Origin of the sequence: Streptomyces sp. NPDC002889, from assembly GCF_042888425.1 — a bacterium.
Classification (GTDB): domain Bacteria; phylum Actinomycetota; class Actinomycetes; order Streptomycetales; family Streptomycetaceae; genus Streptomyces.
The window spans coordinates 209,926-226,225 of record NZ_JBIAPT010000009.1; the positions used below are offsets into that span (position 1 = coordinate 209,926).

Genomic DNA, 16,300 nt, shown 5'->3' on the forward strand with positions numbered 1-16,300 from the left:
CTGGTGCGTGAGTTCAAGGAGTCGTCGCCCGAGCCTCCAATAGCGTCCCTTCCCGGCCACGCGCAAGGCTTCAGCGTGGGAATCTTCCGCATCGCACTACAATCTGGTGGGTTGTTTGGCGCTGGACCGGAACAACCCCAGGCATACCTGCGGGACCACCAGCGGCCCGGATGCTCCGGGAACGAGACGCGAGGACCCGATGGCAGCCACGCCGGAGAGCAGCGAGTTCAGCCTGCTCGAGGACGAAACGCTCCAGGAGCCCGGCAAGGCGGCCCGCTTCTCCGCCGGGCCCGCAGCCGCGCCGCGCACGCTCGTCGACATCCTCGAGGCCTCGGTACGTGAGTACCCCGACGAGCTCGCCCTGGACGACGGGACCGGCCGGCTCACCTACCGCGCGCTGGCCGTCGAGGTCCAGTGCCTGCGGCGTCGTCTCGCCGCTGCCGGGGTGGGTCCGGGCGACCGGGTGGGCATCCGCGTTCCCTCCGGCACCAATGATCTGTACGTGGCCGTACTCGCCGTACTCGCCGCCGGCGCCGCCTACGTGCCGGTCGATGCCGAGGACCCGGACGAGCGGGCCGAGTTGGTCTTCGGCGAGGCCCGGGTGCGGGCCGTCATCGGAGCCGGGCACAGGATCACCGGACACAGCATCAGCGTCGGCGCCACGGGCGGCACTACGCATGCCGGCGCTCCCGCCGCTCGGCCCGGCCCCGACCACGACGCGTGGGTCATCTTCACCTCCGGCTCCACCGGCAAGCCCAAGGGCGTCGCCGTGAGCCACCGCAGCGCCGCCGCCTTCGTGGACGCCGAGGCTGCCCTCTTCCTCGCCGAGGAACCGATCGCCCCGGGCGACCGGGTCATGGCCGGGCTGTCCGTCGCCTTCGACGCCTCCTGCGAAGAGATGTGGCTGGCCTGGCGGTACGGCGCCTGTCTGGTGCCCGTCCCGCGCTCCCAGGTGCGCAGCGGCGCGGACCTCGGCCCCTGGCTGGTCGAGCAGGAAATCACCGTGGTGTCCACGGTGCCCACCCTGGCCGCGCTGTGGGAGCCCGAGACGCTCAACGAGGTCCGGCTGCTGATCTTCGGCGGTGAGGCCTGCCCGCCCGAGCTGGCCCAGCGTCTGGTCACCGAGGGCCGCGAGGTGTGGAACACCTACGGCCCCACCGAGGCCACCGTGGTCGCCTGTGCCTCGCTCCTCACCGGCGCCGAACCGATCAGGATCGGCCTGCCGCTGAACGGCTGGGAGCTGGCCGTGGTCGACGAGGCCGGGGAGCCGGTGCCGATGGGCGGCAGCGGCGAACTGGTGATCGGCGGCGTGGGCCTTGCCCGCTACCTCGACCCGGAAAAGGACGCCGAGAAGTACGCTCCGCTGGACTCGCTCGGCTGGCAGCGCGCCTACCGCAGCGGAGACCTCGTCCGCGCGGAACCCGAGGGCATGGTCTTCCTCGGCCGCGGTGACGAGCAGATCAAGCTCGGCGGCCGCCGGATCGAGCTCGGTGAAGTGGACGCCGCCCTGCAGGCACTGCCCGGCGTGGCGGGCGCGGCCGCCGCCGTACGCACGGCGCGCAGCGGCAACCAGCTGCTCGTCGGCTATCTCGTGACCCAGGAGGGCTGGGACCACGCGGCAGCCGTGGACAAGCTGCGCGCCGAACTGCCCGCCGCCCTGGTGCCGCTGCTCGCGCCCGTCGACGATCTGCCGACCCGTACCTCCGGCAAGGTGGATCGGAACGCGCTGCCCTGGCCGCTGCCCGACCTGGAGACCACCGGCCCGGCCGAGCAGCTGTACGGGACCGAGGCCTGGCTCGCCGAGCAGTGGAGCGAGACCCTCGGCGTGACCGTCACCGGCCCCGCGGACGACTTCTTCGCGATCGGCGGCGGCAGCCTCGCCGCCGCCCGGCTCACCACCCGGCTGCGCACCCGCTACCCGAGCGCCGCCGTACTCGACATCTATCAGCAGCCCACCCTGCGCAAGCTGGCCCGGCGGCTGGAGAAGTCCGTACAGGACGACGGTGCCGCCCGTACCGTCGCGCCGGTTCCGTTGCGGGCCAAGGTCACGCAACTGCTCCTGCTGATCCCGCTGTTCACCTTGATCGGCCTGCGCTGGACCGTGGCGCTGGCGGCGCTCGGGAACGTGCTGCGCTCGTTCGGTCCCTATCCCTGGGCGCCGACCGCCTCATGGTGGCTGGTCACCGCCGGCGCGGCGCTGTTCTTCAGCCCGCCGGGGCGGCTGGCGATCGCCGCCGGCGGCGCGCGCCTGCTGCTTCGCGGGGTGAAGGCCGGCCGTTACCTACGCGGCGGGAACGTACATCTGCGGCTGTGGACGGCCGAGCGCCTGGCCGAGTACAGCGGCGCCACCTCACTGACCGGTTCCTGGCTGAAACGCTACGCGCGGGCACTCGGCGCCAAGGTCGGCCCCGAGGTGGACCTGCACTCACTGCCGCCGGTGACCGGCATGCTCAAGCTCGGCCGTGGCTGCGCCGTCGAGTCCGAGGTGGACCTGTCCGGCCACTGGCTGGACGGGGACCGGCTCGAGATCGGTCCGGTCAAGGTCGGTGCCGGCGCGGTGGTCGGCACCCGCAGCATGCTCTTCCCCGCTGCGCGCGTGGGCAAGCGGGCCGAGGTGGCTCCAGGCTCCGCCGTGGTCGGGCAGATTCCCACCGGGCAGCGGTGGGCAGGAGCACCCGCCGGCAAACTCGGCAAGGCCAAGCATGACTGGCCCAAGCAGCGCCCGCCGCGCCCGTTCCCATGGCGCGTCATGTACGGGGCGACCGGTTGGGGCCTGACGGCCCTGCCCCTGCTCGCCGCCCTGCCGGCTCTCCTCGTGGCGAGCCGGTTCGTTGCGCCCGACGCCGCGATCGGCGAAGCCCTGCGAGGAGCCCTGCTCGCGGTGGTTCCGGCGGCACTGGCCTTCGGCCTCGCGTACGCGCTGCTGCTGCTGATCGCGGTACGCCTGCTCAGCCTCGGGCTGCGCACGGGCAACCATCCGACGCACAGCCGCGTGGGCTGGCAGACGTGGACGGTCATACAGTTGATGGACCTGTCCCGGGAGACGCTGTTCCCGCTGTACGCCGGGCTGATCACGCCGGTGTGGCTGCGACTGCTGGGCATGAGGATCGGCCGGGGCGCCGAGGTGTCCACCGTCCTGGCGCTGCCCAGTCTCACCACCGTGGGCGAGGGCGCGTTCCTCGCCGACGACACCCTGACCGCACCCTATGAACTCGGCGGCGGCTGGGTGCGGATCGGACACTCCGAGATCGGCCGCCGGGCCTTCCTCGGCAACTCCGGAATGACCGCGCCGGGCCGCACCGTGCCGGAAGGCGGGCTGGTCGGGGTCCTGTCCGCGACCCCGAAGAAGGCCAAGAAGGGCAGCTCGTACCTGGGCCTTCCGCCGGTCCGGCTGCCGCGCTCCGCCGCGGACGCCGACCAGAGCCGGACGTACGACCCGCCCGCGCGGCTGCTGTGGGCGCGCGGCCTGGTGGAACTGTGCCGACTCGCACCGGTGTTCTGCTCGGCCGCGCTGGCCGTGCTGACCGTGGCGGCGCTCGGTGCGCTGAGCGCGGCAAGCGGCCTGGGGATCTGGGGAGCGGCACTGCTGTCCGGAGCGACGCTGTTCGCCGCGGGCGTGGCCGCGTGTGGCCTCGCGGTGGTCGCGAAGTGGCTGCTCGTCGGCCGTCACCGGGCGGGGGAGCACCCGTTGTGGAGCGGCTTCGTATGGCGCAATGAGCTGGCCGACACCTTCGTCGAGGTACTGGCCGTGCCGTGGCTGGCCGGGGCGGTGCCCGGAACGCCGCTGCTCACGCTGTGGCTGCGCGCGCTCGGGGCGCGGATCGGCCGGGGCGTCTGGTGCGAGAGCTACTGGCTGCCGGAGATGGATCTTGTCTCGCTCGGCGACGCCGTCAGTGTGAACCGTGGCTGTGTGCTGCAGACCCACCTCTTCCACGACCGGATCTTGAGGACGGATACTGTGGTCCTCCATGAGGGCGCCACTCTGGGTCCGGGCGGAATCGTCCTGCCCGGGAGTACGGTCGGGCCCCGAAGCACCCTGGGTCCCGCCTCTCTCGTGATGGCCGGGGAATCCGTCCCCGCCGACTCCCGCTGGCTGGGCAACCCCATCGAGGCGTGGCGCTCCTAGGAGGGCGGTCCGTGCGGAGGCGGTCCGCGCGGCGGTCAGGGGCGGCACACGAGCACGTTGTTCGAGCACAGCGCAGGGAGCGGACACCACAGTGAGCGGCCAGAAGACAGCGGCATCGGACCCGTACTTTCCGGCCAACGGCGATCCCCGTTACCGCGTGCACCGGTACGAACTCACGCTGGACTACCGTCCGGGCCCCAACCGGCTGGCCGGGACGGCCCGGATCAGCGCGATCGCCGGTCGTGCGCCGCTCACGGAATTCCAGCTCAACCTGACCGAATTCAAGGTAGGCCGCGTCCAGGTCAACGGCCGGTCGCCGCAGTACACCCACCGAGGCGGCAAGCTGCGTATCCGGCCGGCCAAGCCGCTCCCGGCCGGCGCCGCCTTCACCGTGGAGGTGAACTGGACGGGCAACCCCAAGCCGGTACGCAGCCCGTGGGGCGGCCTCGGCTGGGAGGAGCTGACCGACGGCGCGCTGGTGGCCAGCCAGCCGATCGGTGCGCCGTCCTGGTATCCGTGCAACGACCGGCCCGCCGACAAGGCCTCGTACCAGATTTCGATCACCACACCGTCCGCGTACACGGTGGTGGCCGTCGGGCGGCTGCTCACCCGGACCACGAAGGCGAGTACCACTACCTGGGTGTACGAACAGCCCGCGCCGACCCCCAGCTACCTGGTCGGCCTGTCCATCGGGATGTACCAGACGGTGCTGCTCGGTGACCCGGGGCTCGGGGGTGTTCCGCAGGCCGCCCACCTTCCGGCGCACCTGCTGTCGCAGTTCTCCCGCGACTTTGCACGACAGCCCGCGATGATGCAGTTGTTCGAGGAGCTGTTCGGCCCGTATCCCTTCGGCGAGTACACGGTCGTGGTCGCCGATGAGGAGCTGGACGTGCCGGTGGAAGCCCAGGGCGTCTCATTCTTCGGCGCCAACCATGTGGACGGCGCGCGCGGTTCGGAGCGCCTCGTCGCCCATGAGCTGGCGCACCAGTGGTTCGGCAACAGTGTGAGCATCGCCGACTGGCGTCACATCTGGCTGAACGAGGGGCTCGCGAAGTACGCCGAGTGGCTCTGGTCGGAGCACGCCGGCGGCCGCACGGCGCACGAGCTGGCCGCCGCCGCACACCGGCTTCTGGCCTCGATGCCACTGGATCTGCGTCTGTCCGACCCGGGCCGGAAGCTGATGTTCGACGACCGCCTGTACGAGCGCGGCGGTCTCGCGGTGCACGCGATCCGCTGTGCCCTGGGTGACGCCGCCTTCTTCCGCATGCTGCGTGACTGGGCCACGATGCACCGCCACGGCGTCGTCACCACCACCGCCTTCACCACCCACGTCGCCCGCTACACGGCGGAGCCGCTGGACGACCTGTTCTCGGCCTGGCTGTACGAGACGGCTCTCCCGCCGCTCCCCTCTCCCGCCACCCCTGCCCAGCCCTCGATCCCCGAGGTGCCGCGAGTACCGGCCCGGCCCGGGTACCCGCCCCGGAACGGCGGCTCCGCGGCCCCCGGCACAAGCCCCGAGTAGGCGGCACGACCGCCTGCGCGGCTGATGTGCGCGCCCAGTGACGTGTACCGATCCCGCCGGCGGCTCTGGTCAGGCGATCGGCAGCGGTCTCGGCGGCGCTGCTGCGGCGCGGCCGGGTCGACTGCACCTGGAGGTGTGATCGGCACCGCCCCGGTCGCCCGTCCGCTGCACGGGAACCGTTCGTCACCGGTTCCGCCGCATCGCGGGTAATTGCGTTGCTGGGGCCACGCCCTGCCTCTACGGTCCCGCACGTGATCTATCTGATTGGCGGCCCGCCGAGGGTGGGCAAGAGCACGCTGGCCCGGATGCTGCTGGATCGGGACCGCATCCCGGGGTGCTCGACCGACACGCTGGTGTCGATGCTGCAGAACGCGGCCCCGCACCACGGAGTGCGGCACGGTACGCATCCCGACAAGGCGGAGTTGGCGCAGCCGTTCCTCATCGAGTTCCTGCGCGCGGTGGCGGACGGCATCGGTGAGGAACCCGAGCCGTCGGAGTGTTATGTGGTCGAGGGCGACATCGTCACGCCCGCGGTGGCCGCGGCCGCGGCCGGCCTCGGGCTTCCGGTGGCCGCGGTCTTCCTGGGCAACACCACGCTGACGGTCGACGATCTGCGGATCGCCCCGCACTGGCTCGAAGGGGCCGACGATGCCACGTACTGCCGGACCGCTGCGTGGATCACCGAGCGGAGCGCCATAGTCCGCGACGCGTGCGTCCCGACCGGACAGGTCTACATCGAGATGGGGGGCAACCACACGGAGGGCCTGGAACGCGCCTACGCCGCCTTGTAGGACCGCACTCGCCGGTTTTCCCGGACCCACGCAGCCGAACCGGAGGCGGTCCCTGCCGTCACGGGAGCCTCCGGCCTGCCCAAGGGGCTCCCCAGGACCGACCCGACCCGACCGCCTGCACCGCAGCTGCAGTTCCCTGATGGCCGTTCGAGAGGATCACCGCCCATGAGCCCCGATCAAGACCAGTGGCTCCTGCCGCTGCTCACCCCGTGGAACCTTCCCGAGCCGCGACTCACCGCCGAATTGACCGACCTCGGAGACCGCTCACGGGTATGGAGGGTGGAGAGCAGCGACGGCCCGTACGTCGCGAAGCTGACCTTCGACGACCCCGCATTCGTCGAACCCGGGCTGCGGATCGCCGCCCTGCTCGACCGCGCCGGCATCCCTACCGGAGCACCGATCCCCACCGTCGACGGGAAACTGTGCTGCCCCATCGACCGGCCCCAGGACCATCCCTGGACGCTGGCGCTGCACACCTTCATCCCGGGCTCGCCGCTGGACCTGACCACCGACACAGCCCCGGAGCAGGCCGGTGACCTCCTCGGGCGCGTCCATCACACGTTGATGACCCTTCCGGACGTACCACAGCCGGCCGGGCGAATGCTCGACTACTACAAGGGTGAGGCCAAACACCTCGGCAGACGCCGCGGCGCTGCCCTGAGAAAAGCGTTGACCGCCATAGCCGACTTCCGCGCCAGTGCGCCGCTGAGCGAGGGCGTGCTCTACGGCGACCCGGCACCGGAGATCCTGCAGGACCCCGACTCCACTGCACTCGCGCTGATCGACTGGGGCAGCCCCAGCTGGGGCCCCCTGCTCCACGACGTTGTCAGCTGGCAGCTGTTCCTGACCGCCCGGCAACCGCCGGAGGCCGCGCCAACGGTGGAGCGGCGCTTCCTCACCGCCTACCGGGCGCGGCGCCCGATCAGCGAACGAGAGATGGACGGCCGGGATCTGCTGCTTGACCTGCACCGCGCCATTCAGGACGCCTGGACACCGGAACCGCCCATGGACGCCGCTGGATGATCGGCCCACTCCCACGAGTGACGTGGGCCGGGGGTCGCCGCTGCGGCGCCCCTGTTCACGTTGCCGGCGGGGCACGTCAGGCCTCAGGCGCCGGTCGCGTACCGCCAGAAGTCCCGCATCAGTGGCGGGAAGGACGGTCCGGCCATCTCCAGTTGGCTGAGCAGGACGGTGACGGTGCCGGTGGACGGCGTGATGTACGCGGCCGTGCCGGTGCCGCCGACCCAGCCGTAGCGGCCCGGGACGTTCCACGACTCGATGGGCTCGACGTCGACCGAGCCGCCGAAGCCCCAGCCCATGCCCTCCAGGAACAGGCCGCTCGCCTCGCGCTGGGGCGGGGTCAAGTGGTTGGTGGTCATCTGCCGTACCGATTCCGGAGTGAGCAGTCGGCGGTCGGCGGCGGTTCCTTCGGCGAGCAGCATCCCGTAGAAGGCGAGGCAGTCGTCCACGGTGGAGACCAGCCCGCCGGCCCCCGACGGGAAGGCGGCCGGCTTGCTCCACTGGCCGTCGGGGGCGTCGGCCGGCTCGAGGCCGCCCGCCGGATCGGTCCGGTAGTAGCTGGTGAAGCGGTCGAGCTTGTCCGCCGGTACGGCGAATGCGGTGTCGACCATGCCGAGCGGCTCGAAGACCCGCTCCGCGAGGAACTCGGGCAGCCGGCGGCCCGAGACCCTGGAGATCAGGACGCCCTGGATGTCGGAGCTGGTGTTGTACAGCCAGGCTTCGCCCGGCTGGTGCAGCAGCGGGATGCGGGAGAGTGTCGCCATCCACTCGTCCGGAGCCGGTACGAGTTGCGGCTGCGGCGGTCCCTGCTTCAGCTCGCTGAACAAGGGCGCGACGGCAGGCAGGGAGAAGTCGGACGGGAAGCCGTGGCCGGCACGGGAGGTGAGCAGATCGAACACGGTGATCGGCCGGATCGCCGGGACCATGTCGTCGAGGGGACTGGCCGGCGTACGGACGACGGACGGTGATGCCAGCTCCGGCAGCCAGGGGTCGACCGGGTCGTCGAGTGCGATCAGGCCGTCCTCGATCAGCATCATGACGGCCGCGGCGATGACCGGCTTGGTGACCGACGCGATGCGGAAGATCGAATCCCTGGCCATCGGGGAGGTGCCTTCGACGTCGACAGTGCCCACGGCCTGTACCTCGACGCGGTCGCCGCGCGCCACCAGGCCCACCGCTCCCGGCACCGATCCGCTGCTGACGTGGGCGTTCAGGGTGTCGTGCAGGTTGGTCATCGGTCCACCTTCTCGCGTGTGTGCTCGGAAGCAAGACTCCCGCCGCGGCACCGAATCATCGGGCGGATGCCGTCGAATCCGCCCGATCAGCCGCCCGCCGCCCGCCCTCGGCGAGGGGCGCCGGGACAGTGGCCATGGGGCGCTCGCCTTGGTCTCGGTGTGTGTGTACGGCACCCTGAGCGGGGCAACTTCATCCGTCCGACAGGAGCAGACACGTGACACCCGACGTACCGCGCAGCCTCGACGAACGCCGCAAGGACGCGCTCGCGCGGTTCGAGACCGATATCGATGTCTGGGTCTCGACGGCGGAGGGGACCGGCGTGCCCTGTCTCGTACCGCTGTCGTACCTCTGGGACGGCGAGACCTTCCTGCTCTCCACCGCGCGTGCCAACCCGACCGCCCGCAATCTGCACGCGAACGGGCGGGCCAGGCTGGCGTTCGGAACCACGCGGGACGTGGTCCTCGTCGAAGGCACCTCCACCACGGTGGAAGAGTCGGACCTCCGTCCCGGGGAAGCGGCGGCCTTCGCGACCAGAACCGGCTTCGATCCGCGCGAAATCCGCTCGCCCTACCCGTACTTCCGCATCACGCCCATCTGGATCCAGGCATGGCGCGAGGCCAATGAGATCGCCGGGCGCGATCTCATGAAGGACGGCCGCTGGCTCGGTTGAGCCGCCGACAGCCGTGTGGGACGGCGGCGTTGGACAGACGTGGCCCTGGCCAGGAGTGACGCACGGGAACTCGCGCCGCCGCCCCGTTCTACCCTTCGGTGACCGGCCGGTAGGTGCACACCTGCACGCCTGTGCCGCTGGTGACCGTGGAGACCAGCTCGAGCGGGCGCAGTGCACCGTCGTGGGGGAAGATCGTCTTTCCGCCGCCGAGGATCACCGGCATGATCATGAGCCGGAGCTCGTCGACCAGGACCTCGCGCAGGAGGGTGCGTACGAGGGTGGGGCTCCCCATGACCAACAGGTCGCCGCCGTCGGTCTTGTGCAGCTCCCGGATGCGGGCGACGGCCTCGGCGCCCGGGATGCGCGTGGTGTTGTCCCACGTCAGCTCGGACTCGCCCAGCGTGTCGGACACGACGTGCTTCGCAATGGCGTTCATCCGGTCGGCGAACGGGTCACCGGCCCGCTCGGGCCACGCCCCGGCCATCGCCTGCCACGTACGGCGCCCGAACAGCAGCGCCTCGGCCTTGTTCAGCGCGTCGTCGAAGGCACCGCCGACCACCTCCGGATCGAAGAACGGGTGCGACCAGCCGCCGTGGGCAAAGCCACCGTCGGTGTCCTCCTCGGGTCCGCCCGGCGCCTGGACGACGCCGTCCAAGCTCATGAACTCACTGATCACGATGCGCATGGGACTCGCTCCTCTTCCTCACGTCATTTGTACGGCGATGGAGACTGTCGCGCCGCTCCGAAATCATCGCGCCCACTCGGTCCCGCAGTGGTGATGCTGAGGACATGGTCGTACGTTTCTCCGGCTGCGGCCGGGGCTCACGGCGGATTGGCTGTTGCAGCAGCCTGGCAAACACCCGGGTCGATGACCGCTCCCCACAGCGCCTCGGTGCGGCGTCGACTCCCCCTCCCGGCCGCGGCTTTGGCGGTGACGGGGGGCGTCGGGGCTTTCGTGGTGCCTGGTAGCTTCTGTGCATCGCAGCAGGTAACGGGGCATGTACGGGGTCGGATGAGCCATCACGGCGAGGACAGGGCCGGTACACGGCTGCCCGAAGGCGTATCGCCGATGCGGTGGCCGCGATGGCTGGGCCTGGGGCCGGCGGCGCCCGGTCAGGCGTGGCTTCACCGGCGCAACAAGCTGCTCTGCGTCATGGCTGCGCTCGGGATCGGGACGAGCCTGTGGGCGTACTGGCTCACGTACACGGATGTGCGTGACCGGGCCGCGAGCATCGAGCGCATAGCCGAGGCCTGCGACGGGGTCGTGGACGCCGAGGCGGTGATGGGCCTACGGGGCGGAATCGTGAGGGCGAGCTCCTCCAGCGACAACTACGACGATCTGCGGCTCAGTGAGCTGCCGAGCATGTGCCGGATCTACTGGGTGCCCGAACCCGGCGAGTCCGATGGGCTGTTCTCGCTCATGGTGCGCACCTCCGGCGACCGGACGGCCATGAATCTCGTGGGTGACGAGATACCGCTCGAGCCGTTCGGGGACTCCGGGTATCCGCAGCCTCACCCGGACGACGTGACCCGCCAGGCCGACAGCGCTGAGCCTTATCCCCTGGGTGACGGGTCCCTCGGGTACTTCAGCGACAGCTCCGTCACGGTTCGCGCCGTTTGCGCATCGGGAAAGCCCGCGTCGGTAAAGGTCACGGCCAGGGCCGACTACAAGGACGTATCCGATGAGGACCGCAAGGTTCTCGCCGAGTTGGCCCGCGGGTCCGCGGCTCGGGCAGCTGCAAGGCTCACGTGTGACGCACAGCTCCCGCAGATTCCGGGACAGTTGGAGACGCCCGGGCGGGAGCTTCGTGATCCGGAGTCCGCCGACGCCAGCTGTGCGTGGTACCGCGGGCATCTGCAGCATGCCGGGCGTGAACGGCTTCCTGACCGCATGCTGGAGACTCCCGTCGGAGCCGCGAGCGGGACGGAGACGTGCCTGCTGGCCGTGAGCCCCTCGGACGTGCGACACATTGCTGCCACCGGCCGCTTGAACGGATCACAACGGGAGAACGCGGACAGGGCGCTGACGCACTCACCTTGGTGGGTGAGGACGGCTTCGTTCTTCGGAGCCGAGGCCGAGTCCGTCGCCTACGAGGACCTCTTCGACTACAAGACCATCAAGGCGGGAACGGTCGGTGGAGGGGAAGAACGCGGCGTCTGGTGGGCCTCGTCCGTCTGCGACGGTGAACCCGCGCTCCACACCGTCACCGTCAGCTACACCTACGACGACATCGTGGCAGGCCGGCTGCCCGCCCTTTTCCAGGCGTACGTCGACGACATCACCAAGCGTCGGGGCTGCACCGATGTCGAACTGCCCGCGCCTTCCGCCTTCAAGGCGAAGTAGTGGCCCGGCCGCCTGCCGCACCGGTGGATCAGCGACGCGGTCGTGGGCGACGCCGCGCGGCGGCGGTCGCCCCTGTATGGCCTGACGCCGTCGGCGGCTCGTCTCAGGCGATCGGCAGTCCCGTCTTCGCCGGGGCGACGGGAGCCGGAACGGCAGCGGCCGGGATCCGCGAGGCGGGGTCCCGCTGCTGGGGGAGCGCCAACGGGCGCAGCGGGCGGGGGCCCGCGACGACCGCGTAGTCCGCGCCGAGGAAGTCCGGGGTCAGGTCGCCGGGGTCCTCGCCGAGTGCCAGGCACACCGCCGCCCACGGTGCGTTCAGCCCGCAGAGCGACAGCTGGTGCAGACCGCCCGCCGGGCGGGTGTTGACGTCCAGGAGGACCGGTTCGTTCTCGTGGAGGCGGAACTGGATGTTCGTCAGCCAATGAAGGCCGAACGTTTCGGCGATCAGCCGGGAGGGCTCGATCCAGGACGGCTGGAGCGTGAACCCGCGGCGGCGGCCGTTCTTGGTGCGCCCCACCGCCATACGGACCTTGCCGTCGGGCCCGGTGAGACAGTCGACCGAGACCTCCGGCTCGTCCAGGCGTGGCATCACCAGCCAGTCGACGGCGTGCTCGGCGCGCCGCAGCGCCTCGACCACGAGAGTCAGCGGGATGTAGGAGCTCGGGAAGCCGCTCAGGTGGAACAGGGAGAAGGGGCTTCGGGTGATCGTGCGAAAGCCCGTGCCGCCCGCCCCGGCGGCAGGCTTGAGACACGCCTTGTGGCCGGTGGCCTCGATCGCGTCGACGGCCGCGAGAAGCTCGTCCTCGGTACGCACCCGCCACCACGGCGGCACCGGAACGCCGAACGCCTCGACCGCCTCGTAGGCGGTGATCTTGTCCCGGAAGACGGCGATGGCCTCGGCGGGCGGGGCGAGCAGCACGGTGCCGGCGGCGGCGAACTCCGCGCGATGGGCGGCGACGGCGTCCTGGTGCAGGACCGGTATGAATACGTCGATCCCGTGCTTGGCACAGTGGTCCAGCGCGTATTCGGCGTACGCGGCGGGCGACAGGCCCTCGGGCTCGAGCGCCGCCGTGTCGGCGGCCATCAGGACCGGCGAGTCGGGGTCACCGTGGGTGGCGTGGATCTCCACAGGGCGGTTCTGCGGATTGTTCCGTAGCTGATCGATGAAGAAGGCATTCTCCGCGTACGTGCGGTTGAGCCAGACGCGTACGCGAGAGACCATTCAGGCCGCCTTCCGGGGCGTGCGGGCATGCCGGAGTACGGCCGTGGCCAGCAGGGGAGGAGAGTGTCACGGAACCGCCGAAGGGGAACCGGAGTCCGTGGCGGCCGTGTTGGGGCGATCATAGGGCGCATGAAGCCGTCGGCAGGCAACGGGCGTGTTACGGAATCCGCCGGTCCCTGGTCAGGCGAACCGGGCGTGGTGCGGCCGGCGGAGAGGGGACCGCCCAGGACAACGACGGCGGGGGCACCTCTCGGCCCGGTCGGCGGCGCGCGTCGGATCCTGCTGCTCGACGCCGTGTCGCTCGACAGGCGTCGGGCGAGGCGGATCAGGATCACCGACAGCAGGACGAGCACGGCGGCGACGACGTTGACCACCGGAGCCTGCCGGGTGCCCGACCTGACCGGCAGTGAAGGCTTCAGCCCTGCCGGTCAGGTCGGGGCGAGTGCGGCGGGACGGGGCCGTGGCGGGTTCAGGATGTGGGGCGCGGTCCGGCGACCGCCTCGGCGAGCAGGCGGCGTCCGGCCGGGGTGGTGAGGACGCCGCGCAGAGCTGTGTCCCGCACGGCGCGGGCGGGTGCCGCGCGCAGCGTCCAGGCGCGGGTGGCAAGGTCGGTGCGGGCGAGCACGCGCAGGGCGTCGGCGCGGCGGGCACGGCGCCAGGCCGTGAGCCCGTCGGCCGCCGGGCCGCCGCGGGCGGTCGCACCGGGCAGCGCGGCGGCGAGGGAGACGGCGTCCCGCAGGCCGAGGTTGAGTCCCTGCCCGCCGACCGGGCTGCACACATGGGCGGCGTCGCCGATCAGCAGCACCCGCCGGCTCCCGTGGCGGGCGGCCAGGCGGCGTTGGGTGCGGAAGGTGCTCGTCCAGCGGCATTCGCGGACGGCCGCCGTCCACCCCCGGGCCGCCGCCTCTGCGGCGAGCGCCGCCGCGCCGCTCGGCGTGGGGCCGTGGGGCCGGTGCAGCACCACCCGGGCCCAGCCGTCGAGGTGCATCGGCAGCACCACGAGAAGGCCGCGCGGCCCGCCGACCATGTGCACTCGCGCCGGGTCCAGCGAGGGGTTCTCGACCCGCAGGTCGGCGAGCTGCCACGTGCCGGCATAGGTCCGGCCGCGAAAGGCCGTACCGGCCAGGGCGCGCAGGGTGCTCGACGCGCCGTCGGCCGCCACCACCCAGCGGGCGCGCAGCGGGTCGAGGGCGTCCGACAGTACGGTGACGCCGTCGGCGTCCTCGTCGACCGACCGGACGGCCGCCGAGCGGTGCACGCGCACACCCACGCGCTCGGCCTCCGCGGCGAGCAGGCCCTCGGTCGCGCATTGCGGGACGGTCAGGATGTACGGGTACGGGGAGCGCAGCCGTGCCAGGTCGAAGCCGCCGAGCCTGCGCCCTTGCGACCACATCTCCACCGTGTCCACGCGCCGGCCCAGAGGGTGCAGCGACTCGGCCAGCCCGCTCGGGGCCAGGGCCTCCAGGGTCCGCGCGTGCAGGTCCGTCGCCCGGGACTCGGTGACCGGACCGGGGCGGCGTTCCAGCACCACCACAGCGAGTCCCGCCCGGGCGAGCAGCAGTGCGGCGCTCAGGCCGACCGGCCCTGCCCCCACCACCGCCACATCCGCGTCGACCGCCATGTCCCGCACTGTAGCCGGGCCCGGCGGGGCGCGGACCGCGGGCCCGGAGCCCGGTCGGCCGTGCGGTCCTGACGGGCGGTCAGCGGCAGGTGGCCAGGAGTGGTCCGCACCGCCGGGAACTCCCGGCACCCGCACCGGCGCAACCGGCACGATGTCACCCAGCTGCTGCCACTTCTGGACGCGATCCCGCGACCAGCTGTTCGATCACGTCGCTGAGGCCGGTAACGACGTTGGGTAATGGCTGCGGTCTCCTACGCCCGCCGACCCGTCTGCGGTCAGTCGGCACACCGTCAGTGCTTGAGCTTCTTCTTCGGCCTCAGATCGGTCTTGTCACGCACCGGACCCCGTACGGCCTGGCCCTGCGGACTGTCGGGCTTCCCCCGGGAGGCGGCGGGAGCGGGAGCCTCACGCTCGTCGGCCGCCGAACTCGCCTTTCCGGCCGCCTCTTCGGCGACATCGGGAGGCGCCGTCACCGGATCTGGTTCATAGGCCGGTGCCAGAGGCGAGGAGGACGGGCCCGGGTGATCCGCCCGGGGCGACGTCGGTTCCGTCGTGGCCTGAGGCCGTGGTCGGGAGGAGGCGTCCTCACCCTCGGCAGGCAGGCCCGCGATCGAGCCGGTCAGCGTGACTCCGAGCACGGCCAGCATCGCACCCGTCAGAAGGCCGCGGCCTGCACGGAGGGAAGTGGGCGCCGGGGAAGCGGGCTCCGGGGCCGCGGGCCCATCGCTCGGTATTGCCGCGGCCACCGGACCGGCGCAGCCCGTTCGGGCAGTTGCCAACTCCGACCGCAGAGTATCGCCTCCCGCGTCGCGGTCGTCTCCCAGAGGTGTGGCCCCGCGGGGAGACGACGGGAAGCGCCTGCCCGGCTGCACGACAGCCAGTGCCTGGAAGCAGGCGTGGGCGTTGGGCCGGCTGTTCTCGTCCGGAGCCGTCATGTCCTCCAACAGCTCGACGAGATTCACCGGAAGACCCGACGGGATGACCGGGGGCCGGTGCAGCCGCGCGATCGCGGCCTCCAGCGGCGTGCCCCCGTACTCCAGCTCACCCTTCAGGGACTCGATGAGCACCAGGCCGAGGCTGTAGATGTCCGCGGCCGGCCCCGCTCCTCTGCCCAGTACCTGCTCCGGCGCCATATATGCGGCGGTTCCCACGAGTTTGCCGGTGGCGGTGTGGGTGGTGGTGTCGAGCAGCCGGGAGATGCCGAAGTCGGTCAGGTGCGGGGTGCCCGTGTCCTCCAGGAGGATGTTCGACGGCTTGACGTCGCGGTGCACGACACCGGCCGCGTGCACGTGTGCCAGAGCCGAGGCCAGTGCGGATCCGATCCGGGAGGCCTCGGCGGGCGTCAGGGGGGCCGCGGCGATGTGCCGGCGCAGCGTCGTCCCCTTGATGAGCTGCATCACCAGGTAGGGCAGTCCGGCCTCCTGGCCGGAGTCGTACACGGTGACGAGCCCGGGGTGCTGCAGCTGGGCCAGCAAGCGGCCCTCGTCGCCGAAACGCTCCTGCGTCCCGGCATCGCTTTCCGGGCGGAAGACCTTCACCGCTACCGGTCGCCGCAGGCGCAGGTCCAGCCCCTCGTACACGTCAGCCGCGCCCCCGCGCCCCAGCGGGGCATCGAGCCGGTAGCGGCCGGCGACCACGTGGGTCGTGAGCCGGAAATCCGGTCGGATCGGCCACGGGCGGACGTTCATCTGTGCTCCCTGCGCTCGGTTGTCACCTGCCGTTGTCCGCCCGCCCACCTGCGTCCGTGC

Annotated in this window: 11 protein-coding genes and 1 pseudogene; 6 read left to right on the plus strand and 6 right to left on the minus strand. The window is 71.6% G+C overall.

Features of this window, described 5'->3' with window-relative positions; all coding sequences use genetic code 11:
- Positions 1-199 precede the first annotated feature (199 nt).
- The 4 genes from ACFYWI_RS15900 (at position 200) to ACFYWI_RS15915 (ending at position 7,462) form a co-directional block, all read left to right on the plus strand.
- Complete coding sequence (locus ACFYWI_RS15900) at positions 200-4,126, plus strand: Pls/PosA family non-ribosomal peptide synthetase (protein WP_389231483.1); 3,927 nt, start codon at positions 200-202, stop codon at positions 4,124-4,126.
- Positions 4,127-4,217: 91 nt separating this feature from the next.
- Positions 4,218-5,648, plus strand: a complete 1,431-nt coding sequence (locus ACFYWI_RS15905) for a M1 family aminopeptidase (RefSeq protein WP_389231486.1) — start codon at positions 4,218-4,220, stop codon at positions 5,646-5,648.
- A gap of 251 nt (positions 5,649-5,899) precedes the next feature.
- On the plus strand, positions 5,900-6,439 hold the full coding sequence (locus ACFYWI_RS15910; RefSeq protein ID WP_389231489.1) for a hypothetical protein: 540 nt from the start codon (positions 5,900-5,902) through the stop codon (positions 6,437-6,439).
- A gap of 165 nt (positions 6,440-6,604) precedes the next feature.
- Positions 6,605-7,462, plus strand: coding sequence for a phosphotransferase enzyme family protein (locus ACFYWI_RS15915; RefSeq protein ID WP_389231492.1), 858 nt, complete (start codon positions 6,605-6,607; stop codon positions 7,460-7,462).
- An 83-nt stretch (positions 7,463-7,545) separates the two neighbouring features.
- On the opposite strand, the gene ACFYWI_RS15920 is transcribed toward ACFYWI_RS15915, so the two are convergent.
- A complete protein-coding gene (locus ACFYWI_RS15920; RefSeq protein WP_389231495.1) occupies positions 7,546-8,694 on the minus strand; it encodes a serine hydrolase domain-containing protein in 1,149 nt (382 codons plus the stop codon).
- Between the two features lie 215 nt (positions 8,695-8,909).
- Between ACFYWI_RS15920 and ACFYWI_RS15925 the strand changes: the two genes are divergently transcribed.
- Complete coding sequence (locus tag ACFYWI_RS15925) at positions 8,910-9,365, plus strand: pyridoxamine 5'-phosphate oxidase family protein (protein WP_389231498.1); 456 nt, start codon at positions 8,910-8,912, stop codon at positions 9,363-9,365.
- A gap of 88 nt (positions 9,366-9,453) precedes the next feature.
- Here ACFYWI_RS15925 and ACFYWI_RS15930 read toward each other — a convergent pair whose 3' ends face one another.
- Positions 9,454-10,050 carry a dihydrofolate reductase family protein gene (locus ACFYWI_RS15930; RefSeq protein WP_389231501.1) on the minus strand — a complete coding sequence of 199 codons (597 nt, stop codon included), beginning with the start codon at positions 10,048-10,050 and terminating at the stop codon, positions 9,454-9,456.
- A gap of 384 nt (positions 10,051-10,434) precedes the next feature.
- Here ACFYWI_RS15930 and ACFYWI_RS15935 point away from each other — a divergent pair, with 384 nt between their 5' ends.
- Positions 10,435-11,709 (plus strand): hypothetical protein, encoded by a 1,275-nt coding sequence (locus tag ACFYWI_RS15935; RefSeq protein ID WP_389231504.1) that lies wholly within the window; start codon positions 10,435-10,437, stop codon positions 11,707-11,709.
- A gap of 103 nt (positions 11,710-11,812) precedes the next feature.
- On the opposite strand, the gene ACFYWI_RS15940 is transcribed toward ACFYWI_RS15935, so the two are convergent.
- From ACFYWI_RS15940 to ACFYWI_RS15955, 4 genes and pseudogenes are all read right to left on the minus strand, one after another.
- Complete coding sequence (locus tag ACFYWI_RS15940) at positions 11,813-12,931, minus strand: ATP-grasp domain-containing protein (RefSeq protein ID WP_389231507.1); 1,119 nt, start codon at positions 12,929-12,931, stop codon at positions 11,813-11,815.
- A 275-nt stretch (positions 12,932-13,206) separates the two neighbouring features.
- Positions 13,207-13,317: pseudogene (locus tag ACFYWI_RS15945) on the minus strand (ABC transporter permease); the annotation flags it as partial.
- 83 nt (positions 13,318-13,400) lie between these two features.
- Positions 13,401-14,552 carry an FAD-dependent oxidoreductase gene (locus ACFYWI_RS15950; RefSeq protein WP_389231510.1) on the minus strand — a complete coding sequence of 384 codons (1,152 nt, stop codon included), beginning with the start codon at positions 14,550-14,552 and terminating at the stop codon, positions 13,401-13,403.
- Between the two features lie 290 nt (positions 14,553-14,842).
- A complete protein-coding gene (locus tag ACFYWI_RS15955; RefSeq protein WP_389231513.1) occupies positions 14,843-16,240 on the minus strand; it encodes a protein kinase in 1,398 nt (465 codons plus the stop codon).
- Positions 16,241-16,300 lie beyond the last annotated feature (60 nt).